Origin of the sequence: Streptomyces sp. NPDC056480, from assembly GCF_042795405.1 — a bacterium.
Lineage (GTDB): Bacteria > Actinomycetota > Actinomycetes > Streptomycetales > Streptomycetaceae > Streptomyces.
In genome coordinates this window covers 30,355-46,968 of the sequence record NZ_JBHTSA010000068.1, presented here as the reverse complement: position 1 = coordinate 46,968, position 16,614 = coordinate 30,355, and the positions used below count along the sequence as shown (strand labels likewise).

The window sequence follows — 16,614 nt, the reverse complement described above, 5'->3', positions numbered from 1 at the left end:
GGCACGGGTCGCCGTCCCGGCCCGGTCGCCTCGGCCCGGCGAGCCGTGCCGAGGCGACCGGTTCGGTTCACTCCTTGCTCCGGCCCTCCAGGTCCTGAACGGCGCGGGCGGCCTGCGCGGCGGCGCGCCGGGCGTCCCGCAGGGCGTGCTCCGCGGTCGTCACCGCCTTGCCGGCCGTCGTGGACGCCGTCCTCGCCTCCTGCCTGGCCTTCCGGCCGTCGTGCAGTTCGCGCTCCAGACGGCTGACCAGTTCGGCCGCCTCTTCGGCCTCCTCCGCCGCGGCCTGGCGCGCGTCGCGGGCCTCGACGAGCTCCCGCTCGCGCCGGCCGACCTCGCCGTCGGCCTCCTCCGCCGCCGTACGGGCACGTTCGAGGTCGCGCAGTCGGGCACGTTCGCGTTCGCGCAGGCGCCGCGCTTCCTCACCGCGGGCCGGCTTCTTCTTCGGCGCCGGCTGTCCGACGGCTCCGGCCGCCTCCTCGCTCCCGGTGGGCCCAGCGGTTCCGCCGGTCCCGGTCTTCCCGGTCCGCTCCGTGGTCGTGGTGGGCGCGATGGGCGCGGTGGCTTCGGCTGCTTCGGCGGCCGGGGCCCGGGGTGCGGGTACCGCCTCCGGCGCGACCTCGGGGAATCCCACCGCCGCCTCGGGCGCCTTGACCAGCCGGCCCCTCGACCACAGCTCGGCGACGTCCCGGTCGGCGAGCACGCCGTGCAGGGTCTGCTCGATCTCGTGCAGCACCGTGTCGCTCACCGACAGCCCCGCCTCGCCCGCGAGCGTGGCGGCCGTGCGGGCGAGCGCGGTGACCAGCTGCTGCCGCTGCCCGCTCGCCGCCCGCAGCTGCTCGGCGTCGAGCGTCCGGTGGGCCTCCCTCAGGGTCTCCCCAAGCGCCAGGAACTGCTGAGCCTCCGGCTGCCGCTGCAAGGCCAGCCGGTTCGCCGCCCACGCGGCGAGCGACGGGCGCCGCAGGGCGGCGATGGCCTTCGCCGCCCTCGCGTCCTTCGCCGCGCGCGCCCGGGCCACGTACGTGTCCCTCGCGGCCACGAACTCCGCCGGCCTCAGCCCGTACAACTCCTCGGCGACTTCCTCGACATCCACGCCGCCCACTCTGCGTTGATCACGCGCGGGGGCCGGGATCCCGCTCGCCGCCTCCGCCGGATGCCCGGTCCGATCACCCACTCGGGCGGTCTTCGAGGACGGCCGGGCCCTTCACCCGGCCGTTCCCTTTCCCCAGCCGCTCCCCACCCCGGCCGTCCTCTTCCCCTCGCCGCCGTTCCCCTCCCCCCTGCCGTCCTCCCCTTCCAGTCCGCCGTGCGCTTCACCCCGCGCAGACGTCCCTTCTGCACTGCGCACCGGCCTCGCCGTCCGCGGGGCTCAGTCCTCCGCCAGCGGGTGCGTGGCCGGGCCCTGGAGGACGGTGCCGTCCGCTGCGAACCTGGAACCGTGGCAGGGACACTCCCATGTCTGTTCGGCCTCGTTGAAGCCCAGCTCGCAGCCCATGTGGGTGCAGCGTCGTGCCGCCCGCCGGCCCGCCACGTAGTGGCGCGCCACCGTGGACTGCTGCCGTACGACCCCGGGTACCTCGCGTACCGGCAGGTGGCGGCGCGGGTCGACGAGTTCCGTCCAGGCAGGTCGCGGCGCGCCCGTCACGTGCGCGGCCAGCAGGCGGCCGGCGGCGACGCCGTTGCTGAGGCCCCATCCGCCGAAGCCGGTGGCGAGGTAGACGTGCTGGGTGTCCGGGTGTTCATGGCCCACGCAGGGCATCCCGTCCGGTGTGTGGACGTCCTGGGCGGCCCACCGGTGGGTCTCCGCCGCCTCGGCGAAGCCCGGCAGATGTCCGCGCGCCCACGCCTCCAGGCTGTCGTACCGCTCGGGCACTCCCCCGCCGCCCGGCTCGAACGCCTCGCCCGCCACGATCAGCAACCGCCGCCCCTCGCCCAGCGGAGCCGTACGCACCGACCGGGCGCCGTCGTCGTACGTCACGTACATGCCGTACGGGGCATGGCGTTCGTCCACGGACGCGGCGACGACGAGCTCCCGGCGCACCGAGAGGCGCACCAGGAGGCTGCTGTGGCAGCGGAGCGGGAAGTGGGTGGCGAGGACGACGTCCCGGACGTGGACCGCGGCTCCGCCGTCCACCGTGAGACGGCATTCGGCGCCGTCGTGCAGTTCGGTGACGCGCGTGCCCTCGTGGAGGCGACCGCCCCGCGCGACGAAGTCGTCCGCCAGGGCGAGCAGGTACCGGCGGGGGTGGAACTGCAGCTGGTCCTCCACGCGCACGGCGGCCACGACCGGGTACGGAAGCCCCGTCTCGGTCACCGTCTTCGCCCGCACGCCCGCCTCCCCGGCGGCATCCGCCTCCTCGTGGATCTCCGCCGCACTCCCCTCGTCGACGGTGTACGTGAACGCCGGCCGGTGTTCGAGCTCCGCGTCGACATCGAGTTCCGCGCAGTCCCGCGCCACCTGGCGCAGGGCGTCCTCCTGGGCGTCGGCGTACAGGGCCGTGGCCTCCGCGCCCCGGCGGCGGCGCAGGTGTCCGTAGCAGAGGCCGTGCAGGGATGTCAGTTCGCCGGCGGCGTGCCCGGTCACGCCGGTCGCGATCCGGTCGGCTTCCAGGAGGACCACGTCGGCGCCCGCGCGGACCAGCTCACGGGCGGTGCAGACGCCGGCGACACCGGCCCCGACGACGGCCACGTCGGCGAAGAGATCACTGTCCAGGGGCGGGTACGCGGCATCGGGCGACGGTGCCGACGCCGTCCAGTACGAGTTCCCGGATCCGCGTCGCATGACCGCTCCTCTCCGCGGGTGCCCGGCGGAGGCACGCGGTAACCCCCTCCTCGGGAGATACCCGGAGCCGCCCGGGCTCAGTCGCCTTCCGGCCACCGCCCTGCGCCCGGAAGGACTCCGGGAGGCGCACGGAGGGCCCCGGAGAAGCGGATTCCGTACCGGAATGAAACGATTCCGACCCCGGGCACCGCCGTACCGGGCCGAAGGAACCCAGGAGGACCGCCGAGCATGGCCGTGGACGAGCTCGACACCCGGATCCTGCGGCTGCTCATCGAGCAGCCGCGGACGAGCGTGCGGGAGTACGCGCGGATCCTGGGCGTGGCGCGGGGCACCGTACAGGCCAGGATCGACCGGCTGGAGCGGGACGGAGTGATCACCGCGACCGGTCCGGTGCTCTCCCCGGCCGCGCTGGGGCACCCGGTGCTCGCCTTCGTCCACGTCGAGGTGACCCAGGGGCACCTCGACGAGGTCGGCGACGCGCTCGCGGCCGTGCCCGAGATCGTGGAGGCCTTCTCCATCACCGGCGGCGGAGATCTGCTCACCCGGGTGGTCGCCCGCGACGCCGGGCACCTGGAGGACGTCATCCAGCGGCTCATCCAGCTGCCCGGGGTGGTCCGCACCCGTACCGAGATCGCGCTGCGGGAGCGGGTGGCCCACCGGCTGCTGCCGCTGGTCGAGGCGGTCGGCCGGCGGTCGCCTTCCAGCTGAATCACAGGGATTGCCCCGAAAGGCGTGACATGCGCCTTTTCCTTGCATATGCGAGCCTCGGCGGCGTAATCTCTCGCATATGCAGTCCTACACCATCGGGCAGGCGGCGCGCCTGCTGGGCGTGAGCCCCGACACCGCACGCCGCTGGGCCGACGGCGGCCGGTTCGTCACCCATCGCGACGAGAACGGCCGACGCCTCATCGACGGCCGTGACCTGGCAGCCTTCTCCGTCGAGGTCGCGCAGAGCGGCCAGGGCGACGACGACATGGCGTACACGTCGGTGCGCAACGCGTTTCCCGGCATCGTCACGGCCGTCAAACTCGGCGACATCGCCGCGCAGGTGGAGATCCAGGCCGGTCCGCACCGGCTCGTCTCGCTCCTCACCCGTGAGGCCGTGGAGGAGCTGGGGCTCGAGGTCGGCATGCAGGCCACGGCCCGCGTGAAGTCGACGAGCGTGCACATCGACCGGATCTGATCCGTCTCCTCGCCCCACGTGCCGATCGACCGGGCCGGTTCCCGCTCGTCGCTCCACCTGCCCGCCGACCGGGCCTGATGCGGCTCGTCGCTCCACCTGCGACCGGCCGGATCTGATCACCCCCGATCCGCCGAACGTCCCGCCCCGCCTCTCTGCGATCCGGAGCCCCGATGGCGATACCCGCACGACTCCTCCCCCTCCTCGACCAGTTCGACTTCGCCCGGCGGCGACTGACCGACCGCATGGCGGGGCCGGTGATGGACAGCGGGAACGGTACGGACGTCGAGGTCGGGCCGATGACCGACGCGGAGTACCTCTGGGAGCCGGGCCCCGGCTGCTGGTCCGTCCGGCGCCGCACCGACGGTCCCGGGCCCCGCGCCACCGTGCTGACCGGCAGCGTCTCCGGCGACTGGGGCCGGGACGCGACGCCGCCACCGCACCCGGCCCCGCCGCCGTTCACGACGATCGCCTGGCGGCTGAGCCACCTGAGCGAGCTGCTCGCGCTCCGCGCCGACCACACGAACGGCAGTCGCACCCTCACCCGCGACGACTACGCGATCAGCGGGGACGTCGCGACGGCCGTCGCCGCGTTCGACACCGCCGCCGGCGCCTGGCGGGACGCGTTGCTGTCCGTCGACGACACGACGCTCGACACGGTCGGACACAGCAGCTACCCGCACGGCAGCGATCCGGAGGATCCCTTCCTCGAGACCGTCTGGTGGGTGAACCAGGAACTCCTGCATCACGGGGCGGAGATCGCCCTCCTCCGCGACCTGTACCGGCTCCGGCACACGGGATCCTGAGGAACCCCCCTTCCCCGTAGGGGATTTCAGCCGGTCGTACGGGCCAGCAGGATCGCCACGTCGTCCTGCGCGGGCGCCGCGAGCAACTGCTTCAGGATGTCGTCGCACAACTCGCCCAAGGGGCGGTCGATATGCCGGAGCGCCCCGGCGAGCTGCCGCATCCCCTCGTCGAGGTCGCGGTCGCGGGCCTCGATGAGGCCGTCCGTGTAGAGGACGAGCAGCCCGCCCTCGGGCAGGGCGACCTCCTCGGTGCCGAAGTCGTGGGCGCCCGTGCCCAGCGGGGTTCCCGGCGGCCCTTCGAGGAAGGCGATCGTCCCGTCCGGGGTGGCGACGGCGGGCGGTGGATGACCGGCGCGCGCGATGACCCAGGCGCCGGTGGCCGGGTCGTGGACGGCGTACACGCAGGTCGCCATCGTGTCCTCACCGAGGTCGGCGACGACGGCGTCGAGGGAGCTGAGCATCTCGACCGGCGGGATGTCGTGGCGGGCCAGGGTCCGTACCGCCGTGCGCAGTTGGCCCATGACCGCGGCCGCGTGGATGCCGTGCCCCATGACGTCGCCGATGACGAGACCCGTCCTGCCGCCCGGCACGGCGATGACGTCGAACCAGTCGCCGCCGACGTCATGGGCGCTCGCGGGCAGGTAGCGGCCGGTGAGTTCGAGTCCGGTGACGTCGGGCAGGGCGCTGTTGGTGAGGCTGCGCTGAAGGGTGAGGGCGGCCTCCCGCTGGGTCGTGTAGAGGCGGGCGTTGTCGATGTTGAGGGCGGCCCTGGCCACGACCTCGTCGATGAGGACGCAGTCCTGCGCGTCGAAGGGCTCACGGGTCCGCAGCCGGGTCACCGTGACCGAGCCGAGCACCTGGCCGCGGGCCACCATGGGGATGAGCCGCGCCGAGCCGATGCGGGTGGCGAAGTAGGTGCGGAGCGCCTCGGTCCGCGGGTCGGTGAAGAGATGCGGGATGTCGGACGTGAAGAGGTTCGTGGGGCGGCCACGGGCGACGACCCCCTCGTACACGGAGTCCAGCGGGATCTGGAAGGTCTGCCCCGGGACGAGGAGGGACGTGGGGGCCGTGGGGTCCGGGAAGCGGGCCGCGAGCCGGCGGAGCACCCCGCGTGTGGAGGCGACCGGGTCGTCCGGCTCGAGGACGGACTCCAGCATCTGGACGTCCGCCGAGTCGGCCAGCTGCGGCACGAGGAAACGCACCGTCTCCTCCGCCGTCTGCTGCAGGTCCAGGGTCGTGCCGATCCGTGCCCCGGCCTCGGCGAGCAGGGCGAAACGGTGGCGGGCCCGCTCGACCTCGGTGTGGGCCTCCTGGCTCTCCGTGATGTCCACGAGGGACGCGATGAGGCCCAGGGACCGCCGGTCGGCGCGGTCGATGAGCGGGGCGTACGAGCAGGACCAGATGTGGTCGCGATCGGGGTCGGCGGGGGTACGGCCGACCCGACGGGCGTCGACGACGGCGTTCCCGCTCTCCATGACCTGGCGCATCAGGGATTCGAGCGAGGCGGCGTTGACACCGGGCACCACCTCGGTGAGACGGTGACCCACGTGCTCGGCGGCCGCCACCCCGTTCATCCGGGCCAGGGCGTCGTTGACCCGGAGGAACCGCAGGTCGGGGCCGAGCAGGGCGAGACCGATCGGCGACTGGGTGAAGAGGCTCTCCATCGCCGCGAGGTTCTCCCGCATGCGCAGGACCTCGGAGGTCTCCACCGCGATGAGCATCGCGCCCGGCCGGCCCTCCGGGTCGGCGGCCGGCACGATCCACATCTCCATGGCGATGGTGTGCCCGTCGCGGTGCCGGACGGGGAGCGTGCCGACCATGGTCTCGCCGGCCTGCACGCGATGGGTGAGCCGTTCGGCGAGCTCACGGTTGTCGTCGGGGACGAGGAGGGGCGTGGCGAGCCGTCCGATCACATGCTCAGGGCGGTGGCCGATCAGATCCTGCGCGGCGAGCGACCACTCGACGATGCGACCCTCGGCGTCCTCACGCCACAGGGCGATCGGGAGCAGCTCGCGGAGCACACCCGCGTCCCCGACGGCCGCCCGGGGCGGCTGCGGAACCCTGCTCGACGACTCGTGGTTCTCCAACGCATCGACCTACGCATCGGCCCGGCCCCGGGGGGCGCATTCCCTATCGAATCACCCTAGCCGAGTACCTGGGGGTGGGCTCTGCGCAGTGCGGCCGATCGATGCGGTGGGGAGGGCGGACGGGGCTGGGAGTGGGGAGCGGGGTGGCGAGTCGGAGTCGTGGGTCGGAGTGGTGGGTCGGAGTGGTGGGTCGGAGTGGTGGGTCGGAGTGGTGAGTCGGAGTGGCGAGTCGGAGTGGCGAGTCGGAGTGGCGAGCGGGAGGAGGGGACAACCGGACAACGGATTCCGTAGTTCTACGGATGTGCGGGCGGCTCGGGGCTGCGAAAGTCGGTCCGACCTCTGTGTACGCGGGTTCTGCCGGGCGTGCAGTTCCCTCCCTTCCCCTCTCCCCGGAGCACCCCCCGCATGAGCAGCCGCTCGCCCGACGAGTTCCGCCTCGGTGTGCGTCCGTACGACCGGGGGGCCGGTGCCGGCGACGAGCCGGAGGATCCGCACGAGCTGCTCCACCGTGCGCGGCGGCTCACCGCCCATGGGCACCCCCGGGCCGGAAGCGCCTGGGAGCGGGCCGCGACGGCCCTTCGGCGCGCGGGCGGGGCCCTCACCCCCGGGGACCACGCCGACGCCCTGGACGCGACCGCGCTCGACTGCCGGGGAGCCGCGCGGCCGGCCGCCGGGCCGCTCTTCTTCCGGGCCGCGGACCTGCACGAGCAGGCCGGACAGCGGGGCAAGGCCCTCGTCTCGCGGGCGCGTGCGCTCGTCGCGGGCCCCGGTCCCGGAGCGACGGCCTGCGCCCGGCTCGCGGAGCTGTGCGAGCGGGCCACGGCCCTCCATCGGGTCGGGCGGGCCGGGGTCGCCGAGACCGCGACGGTACGTCTGCTGCACGGTCGGGCCCGCGCCGATCTGCTCGACACCGCGCCCGACCCGGCGGCCGAGGCAGCCGCCCTGCGCGAGGAGCTCGCCCGGCTGATCGCCTTCGCCGCACCCCACCGGGCGGATCCCGGCGTCCTCGGCGTGCTCGCCGACACGCGCGCCCTGCTCGGCCGGATCACGGCACCCGAAGACCCGGCCGCGGCCGAGGCGCAGCTGAGGACGGCGCTCGACGACCACCGGGCCGCGGGCCGGCTGTGGCCCGCCACCGAGCACCGGCTTCTGCTCGCCGCCGTGCTGCGGGCCACCGGCGGGCACGAGGAGGCGGCCGCGCTCCTCCGGGCCTCCCTCGCCTCCGAGGTGACGGACACGCCGCTGCGGGCCGCCGACCGGGCCCGGCTCTGTCTGGCGCTTGCCCGGACGCTCGCCGGGGCCGACGGGAGGGGGCGTACGGCCCGGGGCATGAAGGACGAAGCGGAGGCGGCGGCAGGGGAGATGGTGGAGGCGGCGGAGGCCCAGGCGGGAGCGGAAGCGGGAGCGGAAGCGGGAGCGGGAGCGGAAGCAGGAGCGGGAGCCGATGCGGAAGCGGAAGCAGGAGCGGAAGCAGGAGCAGAGGCGGCAGGCGGCGAGCGGGCGGCGCTGCTCGCCGAGGCCGTCCGGCTCACCGAAGGGCCCGCGCAGGACGTCCGCGTGGGTGCCCTCGCGCGGCTCGTGCTCGGTGTCGCCCACGCCGAGCGCGGACGCTACGGCGAGGCCCTCGGCCTCCTCGAACGGGCGCTTCCCGGGTTCGCGCGGGACGGTGACGCGGCGGCGCGCGTACGGACCCGGGCATGGCTCGCCGAGTGTCTGCTTCACCTGGGCGAACCCGGCCGGGCGGCGCGGGAGTACGCGCTCGCCGCGGCGGCCGCCCGGTCATGGCGCGACCCACGTCATGGCGCGGCCCTGAGCGGGCGGGCGGCGCACGTGCTCGGCCTGTCGGAGACCCAGCGCCCGGTGCCGGAGATCCACGGCACGGGCGGTACGGTCTACGCCGACGCGAAGGCCGGGACCGAGGCCGCGGCGGAAGGCGGTGCCCCGGACGGGCGCGCGCAGGGGCCGTGGCCGGGCTTGCGCGCACTCCCGGAGCCGTGCGGACCGCCGGGGCGCTATCAGGTCGACGTGTACGGCGAAGTGGGCGGGGCAGGGCCGCAGGCCGCCACCGCCCCGGGGACCCGAGTACAGGGGTGCGAGTGAACAGAGTGATCGACGGCCGTTTCGAGCTGGTGGAGCGGCTGGGCGGCGGTGGGATGGGAACGGTCTGGCGCGCCCGCGACCTGGTCCTCCACCGTGACGTGGCGGTCAAGGAGGTGCGGCCGCCGGACCCCGCGCACGCCGAGCACGACGTCGAGGGCGCCAGGACCCTGCGCGAGCGGGTCCTGCGCGAGGCCCGCGCCCTCGCCCGGATCGACCACCCCAACGTGGTGACCATCCATCACATCGTCGACGCCGGCGAGGGCACCTACCCGTGGCTCGTGATGGAGCTGGTCACCGGCGGGTCCCTCCAGGACCGGCTCGACCGGGGCTCGATGACCCCGGCCGAGGCCGCCGCGCTCGGCCGCGAGCTGCTCTCTGCCCTGCGGGCCGCCCACGAGCGGGACATCGAACACCGCGACGTCAAGCCCGCGAACGTCCTGCTGCGCCCCGACGGGCGGCCGGTGCTCACCGACTTCGGCATCGCCGCGATCCGCGAGTCCACCGTCCTGACGGCCTCGGGATCGATCATCGGCTCGCCCGACTACATGGCGCCCGAGCGGATCCGCGGCGGTGGCGGCAGCGGTCCGGCCGCCGACCTGTGGTCGCTCGGCATGGTGCTGTACGTGGCGGTCGAGGGCCACCATCCGCTGCGCCGGGAGAACACCCTCGCGACGCTGGCGGCCGTCCTCTCCGACGACGTACCGCCCCCGCGGCGCGCCGGCGAGCTCACTGGCCTCCTGAACAGGCTGCTGGTGAGGGAGCCGTCCGCCCGTCCGGACGCGGCTGAGCTCGACCGCGCGCTCGCCGCCGTCACCTCACCGGACCAGGGCAGCCGTCCGGGCCTCCGTCAGAACGTCGACGCGGTACCGGCTCCGGCGGCGGCTCCCGCGAACGGGACCGGCCCGCAGGCCTTCGGCGAGCCGGGTGCGGCAGGGAACGGCGAGGCCACGTCGTTCCACCTGGCTCCTCCGTCGAACCACTCGGCACCTCAGGCGACCTCGGGCGCGGGGCCGGCGGCCGCCGAGACGGCGTCGCGCGGCGGCTCGCCCACGGACGCTCCTCCGTGGGCCGCTCCCCCCGCGGCCTCCGCCGTGTTCGCGCCCCCCGGTGTCTCCCCCGCTACGGCTCCCTCCTCCCCGGCCCGTGGCGCCGGGCGGCGGCGGAGCCGTACCGCACGGTTCCTGGGTTCCGCAGCCGTCGTCGTACTCGCCGTGGGGATCCCCGTCGCCGCGATGAGCTGGGACTGGAGGCCGGGCGACCCGGGATCCGGACCGAGCAGCGCGCCTCCGTCGCAGCAGGGCCCGGTCGCCCAGCGGCCCGACGCGTCGGGCACGCCGACATCGACATCGACACCGACGCCGTCGAAGGGCGTCGCCCCGGTGAAGGGCAGCCTGCTGACTCCGGCCGGAGTCCGGTCCGCCATCGCCGCGATCAAGGAGGCCGCGGGCGGCACCATGGTGACCAGCTTCGTCGTGTACCCGGACTACGCGATCGCCGAGTCCCTCGTCAAGGGCAGCACGAAGCGGTACGACCGGTACATGTACCGGGGCGAGGACGCCGCCGTCCGCCAGGGATCCGGCACGGCCTTCCCCGGCTCGGTCCCGACCGACCTCAACGACTTCGACTGGGACGCCCTGCCGGCACTGATGAAGCGCGCGGACAAGGAACTGGGGGTCGCCGAGCCGACCAGCCGCTACCTCGTCCTCAACCCGCCCTCGTCGATCTTCGGGACCAAGGCCGGCATGAGCGTCTACCTGTCCGACACGTACGGCTCCGCGTATCTCCAGGCGGACGCCAAGGGCCGGGTGACGGCGACCTATCCCCGCGAGAACTGACCCTCGCCGACGCCGTCCCTGACCACGAGAGAGGCGAGCGCCGCCCGGGTCTCCACTCCCGTCTTGCGGTAGACCCGGGCGACATGGCTCTCGACCGTGCGTGGGCTGAGACAGAGCCGGTCGGCGACGGCCTGGTTGGTGAGTCCTTCGGCGACCAGGACCGCGATCTCCCGTTCCCTCGGGGTGAGGACGGCGAGCCGGCCCCCCGCCGCACCCTCCGGAGGGGCCGGGCGGGTGCGGTCGGCCAGATCGGCCAGCATGCGGGCGCCTCCCTCGACGGCCAGGCGTCTGCCCCTGCGCCACTGGGCGGCGGCCCGTGTCCCGTCGCCCGCCGCATGGGTCTGCGGCGCGGCGAGGAGCAGGCTGTGGGCCTCCCGCAGGACGGCCCCCGAGCGGGCGCTCTCCCGTGCCGCGTCGGTGAACGCCCGTGCGGCGGAGGCCGATTCGCCGCGCCGGGCCAGGACCTGCCCCCAGGCGCGCAGTGCGGCGGCGCGCTGCACGGGCAGCCCGAGCCGCTCGGCCTCCGCGAGGGCCCGGCGGGCGACCCTCTCGGCCTCCGCGGGGTCTCCGGTGGCGAGGGCCGAGCCCGCGAGCAGTTCGAGGTACCCGGGGCGCAGCGAGGGCTGGAGCCGGGACAGGTTCCGGTCGCCGCCCGCGCGCACGAGCACCTCGCGCACCCGGTGCGGGTCCCTGTGGAGCGGCACGGCGTAGCCGAGGAGGGAGCGGGTCTGGGTGGCCCACCAGCCCTCGGCGGTCCCCACCGCCGCCGCGGCCTCCGCGGCGGCGGCCGAGGGCTCGGGGTCGCCCAGGGGCCGGGCGTGGAGGAGGACGACGGCCCGGATCGCCCCGCTGAAGCCGACGAGTTCGGCACCGCCCAGGGCGCGGGCGACGGCGAGCGACTCCTCCGCCAGGTCGAGCGCGGCGCCGACCCTGCCGGTCAGGAAGTGGACGTACGCCGAGCAGAGCAGCAACTGCGAGAGCGCGAAGGGGCGTCCGGCGCGCCGGGCCATCCCGATGCCGCGGGTGGCATGACGCTCGGCCCTCCCGTACTCCTCGAGGAACACCTCCGTCCAGCCGAGCCGTACCAACGACTCGGGGTGGGCGGCCAGTTCGCCGTCGGTGAAGGTGTCGGTGAGGGCGGCCGCCTCCGCCGCGTGGACGCGGGCGGCGGCGGTCTCGCCCTCGTACACCTCGCCGAGCGCGGACAGGGTGAGCACCTCCGCCGTGCCCGCCTCGTCGCGCCGCCGTCGGGCCTCTTCGAGGGTTCGGGCGACGACGGACCGGACCTCGGGGTACCGGGCGGCGAAGAGGGCCCTGCAGCCCCACTCGACGACGAGCCACGTCCGCAGGTCGGGGCGGGGGCCGGGGGTGCGCTCCAGCTCGCGGCGGAGCAGCGCGTCCGCCTCCGGGTACCGGCCGAGGTGGCGCTCCATGAAGGCGCAGAGCAGGACGGCGGAGGTCCGCAGTTCGGCCGTGTCCGGCGCCCCGCAGGTGTCGATGAGGTGGTGGAGGAGGTCCCGGCTCTCCGCCACCAGGCCGGCGGATCCGAGGGCCCGGGCCCGTCGGAGCGTCAGGTCGCGCCAGGTGGCGCGGTGCCGGGGGGTGTCGGGGAGCAGGGCGAGGACGGCTCCCAGCCAGTGGGCGGCGCGCGCGGGGTCGGCCGCGCCGATGCGCTCGGCGGCCTCGACCAGCTCGGCGGCGACGTCCGGGTCCCAGGCCGTCACGGCGCGGACCAGGTGCGGGGCACGCTCGGTCACGGGCGCCCCGGCGGCGGCGAGGGCGTCGGCCGCCCTCCGGTGCAGTTCACGGCGCCGCCATGGGTCGAGCGTGCTTCGGACGAGCTCGGGCAGGGCGGGGTGGCGCAGGACGAGGATCCGCCCGTCGTCGTCGGGCCGGACGAGGTCGCGGTGGGCCAGTTCCCTGAGAACGCCGTCCAGGGCCCTGGGGTCCGGCGGGCCCGACGGGTGCGCGGGAGGCGAGGGGTGCGACGGGTTCGACGGGTGTGAGGGAGGCGAGGGGGGCGACGGGGGCGACGGGAGCGCGGGGTGCGAGGGGGATGCCGGTTGCGGCAGGTCCGCCGGGTGCGGGGGGATCGGGGGCGAGGCGTTCGGGCCCAGACCGATCGGGGCCGGGCCTGTCGGGTGCGGACCGATCGGGGCCCGGTCTGTCGGGTGCGGACCGGCCCGGGACGGGCCGATCGGGCGGGGACCGACCGGGGCCGGGGTCGTCGGGGGCGGGGTCACGGTGGCGGCGAGCAGTTCGGCCGTGGCGCGCCCGTCGAGCACGGCGAGTGCCTCGACGACCGCCCGCTGCGCCCCGTCGAGCGGGGCGAGCTCGTCGAGGAGCACCGCCACGGGTCCGGTCCCGGGTGCCCCTCCCCCGTGGGTGCGCGCGTGGGCGAGGGCGCGGTGGTAGAGCGGGTTGCCGAGGCTGAGAGCGTGGATCTCCCGGGCGAGGCCCGCCGGGAGCCCGGGGACGAGCCCCTCGGCGCAGTCCTCCGCTGTCAAGGGCCCGAGGGCGAGCCGGGCGAGGTCTCCCGAGTCGGCGGCACGGGCGAGGACCGAGGCGAGCGCGGGCGCGGTCTGCCGCTCGCGGCGGGCGAGAACGACCAGGACGGGCGCCCGGAGCGGATGCCGGAGGAGATGGTCGACGAGCGCGACGGAAGCGGGGTCGGCGGCGTGGAAGTCGTCGAGCGCGAGGACGAGGACGGGCCCGTCCGCCGGAAGCCGCCCGAGCGCCGCCGCGATGCGCCGCACCTGGCCGGCGTCAGTGCCACCGGACCGCACGGCCTCCGCGGCGAACGCTCCGACGGAGACGGGGAGGTCGTCCGACGCGCTGCCGACGCCGTCCGCCGGGACCGTACGGGGCAACGTGCCCGAGCCGACCGTGGGGCTCGGTGTCGTCGGTCCGGCCGTGAATCCCGTCCCGGCCGGGGGACCGGCCCCGTGGTCCGCGCGGGGCGCCGCCGGTGGCGACTCGACGAGTTCCGCGAGGGCCGCCAGGACCGGGGAGAGCACGCGGTCGTGGTGGTCCAGATCCGCGAAGGCGTCGGCGAAGGCCTGGAAGGGCGGGCTCGGGTCCCGTCCCGCGGGGACGGTGGAACCGGCGAGAACGGTGACGCCTGCGGGGACGGTGGAACCGGCGGGGACGGTGGGGCCGACGGGCACGCCGGCATCGGCAAGGACCGTGGGGCCGACCGGCACGCCGGAATCGGCGAAGACCGTGGGGCCGACGGGGACGGTGGAGTCGGCGAAGACCGTGGGACCGGCGGGGAGGGCGGGTCCTGCGCGGCCGCGCAGGACCGTCGCCCCGTGCCCCCTGGCCCGTACCGCGAACTCGGCGAGGAGCCGCGACTTGCCGATGCCCGGCTCGCCCACGACCTCCACCACCACCGGTCCCGTGCCTTCGGCGCGGCGGCGCAGCGGTTCTTCGAGCCGGTCGAGTTCCCGGTCCCGTCCGACGAAGGGCGCACGGCCGACACTCCCCTGATCCGCGAAAGCGTCCACGTGCAGTCCCCCTCGTGCGGTCCTTCTCTTCCCCGCTCCCAGTTGTACGGCACGCCGCCGACAACGGCGTCAGCCGGTGGTCAGGGCCTTGAAGGCGCGGGTCTGTTCCGTGATGGCCCGCTCCGTCGGCAGGCGCTCGATCGACGAGGCCCCGAAGAAGCCGACGACGCCCGTGGTGCGCTCCAGGACGTGGCGGGCGTCCTCCGGCTCGGCGATGGGACCGCCGTGGCAGAGCACCAGGATGCCGGGGTTCACGCGCTTGGCGGCGTCGTGCATCTCCTGGACGGCCGCCGCGGCCTGGTCGAGCGTCATGGCCGTCCCCGCCCCGATGGCCCCCTTGGTCGTGAGCCCGACGTGGGGCACGAGGACGTCGGCGCCGGCGCGTGCCATGTCGGCCGCCTGCTCGGGGTCGAAGACGTACGGGGCGGTGAGCAGGTCCCGTTCGCGGGCGGCGCGGACCATGTCGACCTCCAGGCCGTACCCCATGCCGGTCTCCTCCAGGTTGACGCGGAAGGTGCCGTCGTAGGGGCCGACCGTGGGGAAGTTCTGCACGCCCGCGAAGCCCATCGCCTTGAGCTGGTCAAGGAAGAGGTCCATGCGGCGGAACGGGTCCGTGCCGCAGACGCCGGCGAGGACGGGGGTGTCGCGGACCACGGGCAGCACCTCGCGCGCCATGTCCTGGACGATGGCGTTGGCGTCGCCGTACGGCAGAAGTCCGGCGAGGGAGCCGCGCCCGGCCATCCGGTAGCGGCCGGAGTTGTAGATGATCAGCAGGTCGACCCCGCCCTCCTCGGCGCACTTGGCGGAGAGTCCCGTACCGGCGCCGGCCCCGACGATCGGGCGGCCTGCGGCGACCTGGGCGCGCAGCCGGTCGAGCACGTCCTGACGGCTGATGGTGTTCACGGTGGTGTTCGCTCCTCGGTGTCCGTGCCGGGTGCCTCAGTGGGCGGTGCGGCGGGCGTGCTCGGTGATCAGCTGATGCAGGCGGTCCGCCATGGCGACCGCGAACGACGGGTCGTTGACGTGGGCGTCGAGTTCGTGGACGCGGACCTCGCCGCCGCGCACGGCGGCGCGCAGCGCGTCGAGGCCCGACCGGTCCGCCTCCGGGTCCGCGAAGGGTCCGTCGGCGACGTCCACGGCGGAGACGCCGCGCAGCGGCCAGAAGACCTCGGCCGGCCCGCGGGCGGTGCGGAGCTTGCGGCCCATGACGGTGCCGAGGTCGGCCATCTCGAGCGCGGTGGTCCGCATCAGGGTGACCGTCGCGTTGTGGACGAGCAGCCGCCGTTCGGCGAAGCGCTCGGGGACGGTGGCGGCGGGACCGAAGTTGACCATGTCGAGCGCGCCGGGGGCGACGACCTGCGGGATGCCCATCGCCCCGGCGGCCGTGAGCCGGGACGGGCCCGCGCTGAGCACCCCGCCGACGAGTTCGTCGGCGAGTTCGGTGGTGGTGAGGTCGAGGACGCCGTCGAGCATGCCGTCCCTGGCGAGTTTCTCGACGGCCCGGCCGCCCGCGCCGGTGGCGTGGAAGACGAGGACCTCGTAACCGAGTTCGGCGAGGCGCGCGCGGGCCACGTCGACGGCCGGGGTCGTCACGCCGAACATCGTGGCCGCGACGACCGGCCGCCCCCGTCCGGCCTGCTCGTCGTGGTTGCGCTCGTGGCGGCGCGCCATGGCGGCGGCGGCGGCCGCGGCGTTGCCGAGGACCTCGCAGGAGACGGAGTTCAGCCCGGAGATGTCGACGACGCTGTACATGAGGGTGAGGTCGCTGCTGTCGACGTACGGGGAGACGTCGCCGCCCGCCATGGTGCTGACGAGCACCTTCGGTACGCCGATGGGCAGGGCCCGCATGGCCTGGGCGGCCAGTGCGGAGCCGCCGCTCCCGGCGGCGGCGAGCACGGCGTGCAGCTTCCCCTTGCGGTAGAGGTCGACGACGACCCGGGTGAGTCCCTGGGCCATCGCGGCGACGGCCGCCCCTCGGTCCCCGTCGGCCCGCAGCCTGCCCAGGTCGTGGCCGGCGGCGCGCGCGACGACATCGGCGGTGACGTCGGCCACGGGCGCGTGGGCGGGTGCGGGCATGGTCCCGGTGTCGACGAGGAGGACCTCCGCGCCGTACTCCCTGAGCCGCTCGCGCAGCCAGGCGTACTCCTCCCCCTTGGTGTCCAGTGTCCCGACCAGCACGACGGTCGCCATGCGCTCACCCTTCTCCCGATCCGGCCCGTTCCCGGCCGGCCCCCGGCCCGTTCCCGCCTCCGGGTCCCGTCGTCCGGGACCCGCCGTCGTCGATCCTCCGTCGTGTGACCTGCGGCGACAACGACCACTCT

11 protein-coding genes are annotated in these 16,614 nt (G+C 75.1%); 5 read left to right on the top strand and 6 right to left on the bottom strand.

What is annotated here, in order from left to right:
- Nucleotides 1-67 precede the first annotated feature (67 nt).
- The gene (locus ACFQ79_RS26365; RefSeq protein ID WP_383587783.1) at nt 68-1,090 is read right to left on the bottom strand and encodes a hypothetical protein; all 1,023 of its coding nucleotides are present in this window, start codon (nt 1,088-1,090) and stop codon (nt 68-70) included.
- Nucleotides 1,091-1,366: 276 nt separating this feature from the next.
- Complete coding sequence (locus tag ACFQ79_RS26360) at nt 1,367-2,779, bottom strand: FAD-dependent oxidoreductase (RefSeq protein ID WP_383587780.1); 1,413 nt, start codon at nt 2,777-2,779, stop codon at nt 1,367-1,369.
- A 228-nt stretch (nt 2,780-3,007) separates the two neighbouring features.
- On the opposite strand from ACFQ79_RS26360, the gene ACFQ79_RS26355 reads away from it, so the two are divergent.
- The 3 genes from ACFQ79_RS26355 (at nt 3,008) to ACFQ79_RS26345 (ending at nt 4,765) form a co-directional block, all read left to right on the top strand.
- Nucleotides 3,008-3,487, top strand: a complete 480-nt coding sequence (locus ACFQ79_RS26355; RefSeq protein ID WP_383587777.1) for an Lrp/AsnC family transcriptional regulator — start codon at nt 3,008-3,010, stop codon at nt 3,485-3,487.
- Between the two features lie 79 nt (nt 3,488-3,566).
- The gene (locus tag ACFQ79_RS26350; protein WP_355958468.1) at nt 3,567-3,962 is read left to right on the top strand and encodes a helix-turn-helix transcriptional regulator; all 396 of its coding nucleotides are present in this window, start codon (nt 3,567-3,569) and stop codon (nt 3,960-3,962) included.
- Between the two features lie 170 nt (nt 3,963-4,132).
- The gene (locus ACFQ79_RS26345; protein ID WP_383587773.1) at nt 4,133-4,765 is read left to right on the top strand and encodes a DinB family protein; all 633 of its coding nucleotides are present in this window, start codon (nt 4,133-4,135) and stop codon (nt 4,763-4,765) included.
- Nucleotides 4,766-4,791: 26 nt separating this feature from the next.
- Here ACFQ79_RS26345 and ACFQ79_RS26340 read toward each other — a convergent pair whose 3' ends face one another.
- Nucleotides 4,792-6,852: a SpoIIE family protein phosphatase gene (locus ACFQ79_RS26340; RefSeq protein ID WP_383587770.1), complete on the bottom strand. Its 2,061-nt coding sequence runs from the start codon at nt 6,850-6,852 to the stop codon at nt 4,792-4,794.
- A 405-nt stretch (nt 6,853-7,257) separates the two neighbouring features.
- Here ACFQ79_RS26340 and ACFQ79_RS26335 point away from each other — a divergent pair, with 405 nt between their 5' ends.
- Together ACFQ79_RS26335 and ACFQ79_RS26330 are read left to right on the top strand one after the other, a co-directional pair.
- Nucleotides 7,258-8,952: a hypothetical protein gene (locus ACFQ79_RS26335; RefSeq protein ID WP_383587767.1), complete on the top strand. Its 1,695-nt coding sequence runs from the start codon at nt 7,258-7,260 to the stop codon at nt 8,950-8,952.
- 53 nt (nt 8,953-9,005) lie between these two features.
- Nucleotides 9,006-10,787, top strand: a complete 1,782-nt coding sequence (locus ACFQ79_RS26330; RefSeq protein ID WP_383587786.1) for a serine/threonine-protein kinase — start codon at nt 9,006-9,008, stop codon at nt 10,785-10,787.
- Here the strand turns inward: ACFQ79_RS26330 and ACFQ79_RS26325 are convergent.
- The 3 genes from ACFQ79_RS26325 to ACFQ79_RS26315 form a co-directional block, all read right to left on the bottom strand.
- Nucleotides 10,769-14,293 (bottom strand): AAA family ATPase, encoded by a 3,525-nt coding sequence (locus ACFQ79_RS26325; protein ID WP_383587764.1) that lies wholly within the window; start codon nt 14,291-14,293, stop codon nt 10,769-10,771. The genes ACFQ79_RS26330 and ACFQ79_RS26325 overlap by 19 nt on opposite strands.
- Nucleotides 14,294-14,362: 69 nt before the next feature.
- Nucleotides 14,363-15,196, bottom strand: coding sequence for a phosphoenolpyruvate hydrolase family protein (locus ACFQ79_RS26320; RefSeq protein WP_383587760.1), 834 nt, complete (start codon nt 15,194-15,196; stop codon nt 14,363-14,365).
- A 36-nt stretch (nt 15,197-15,232) separates the two neighbouring features.
- On the bottom strand, nt 15,233-16,483 hold the full coding sequence (locus ACFQ79_RS26315) for a Tm-1-like ATP-binding domain-containing protein (RefSeq protein WP_383587757.1): 1,251 nt from the start codon (nt 16,481-16,483) through the stop codon (nt 15,233-15,235).
- Nucleotides 16,484-16,614 lie beyond the last annotated feature (131 nt).

Bases quoted from the DNA above. Each gene is read 5' to 3' on its own strand.
- ACFQ79_RS26360 (WP_383587780.1), bottom strand. From the start codon at position 2,779: ATGCGACGCGGATCCGGGAACTCGTACTGGACGGCGTCGGCACCGTCG.
- ACFQ79_RS26355 (WP_383587777.1), top strand. From the start codon at position 3,008: ATGGCCGTGGACGAGCTCGACACCCGGATCCTGCGGCTGCTCATCGAG.
- ACFQ79_RS26350 (WP_355958468.1), top strand. From the start codon at position 3,567: ATGCAGTCCTACACCATCGGGCAGGCGGCGCGCCTGCTGGGCGTGAGC.
- ACFQ79_RS26345 (WP_383587773.1), top strand. From the start codon at position 4,133: ATGGCGATACCCGCACGACTCCTCCCCCTCCTCGACCAGTTCGACTTC.
- ACFQ79_RS26335 (WP_383587767.1), top strand. From the start codon at position 7,258: ATGAGCAGCCGCTCGCCCGACGAGTTCCGCCTCGGTGTGCGTCCGTAC.
- ACFQ79_RS26330 (WP_383587786.1), top strand. From the start codon at position 9,006: ATGGGAACGGTCTGGCGCGCCCGCGACCTGGTCCTCCACCGTGACGTG.
- ACFQ79_RS26315 (WP_383587757.1), bottom strand. From the start codon at position 16,483: ATGGCGACCGTCGTGCTGGTCGGGACACTGGACACCAAGGGGGAGGAG.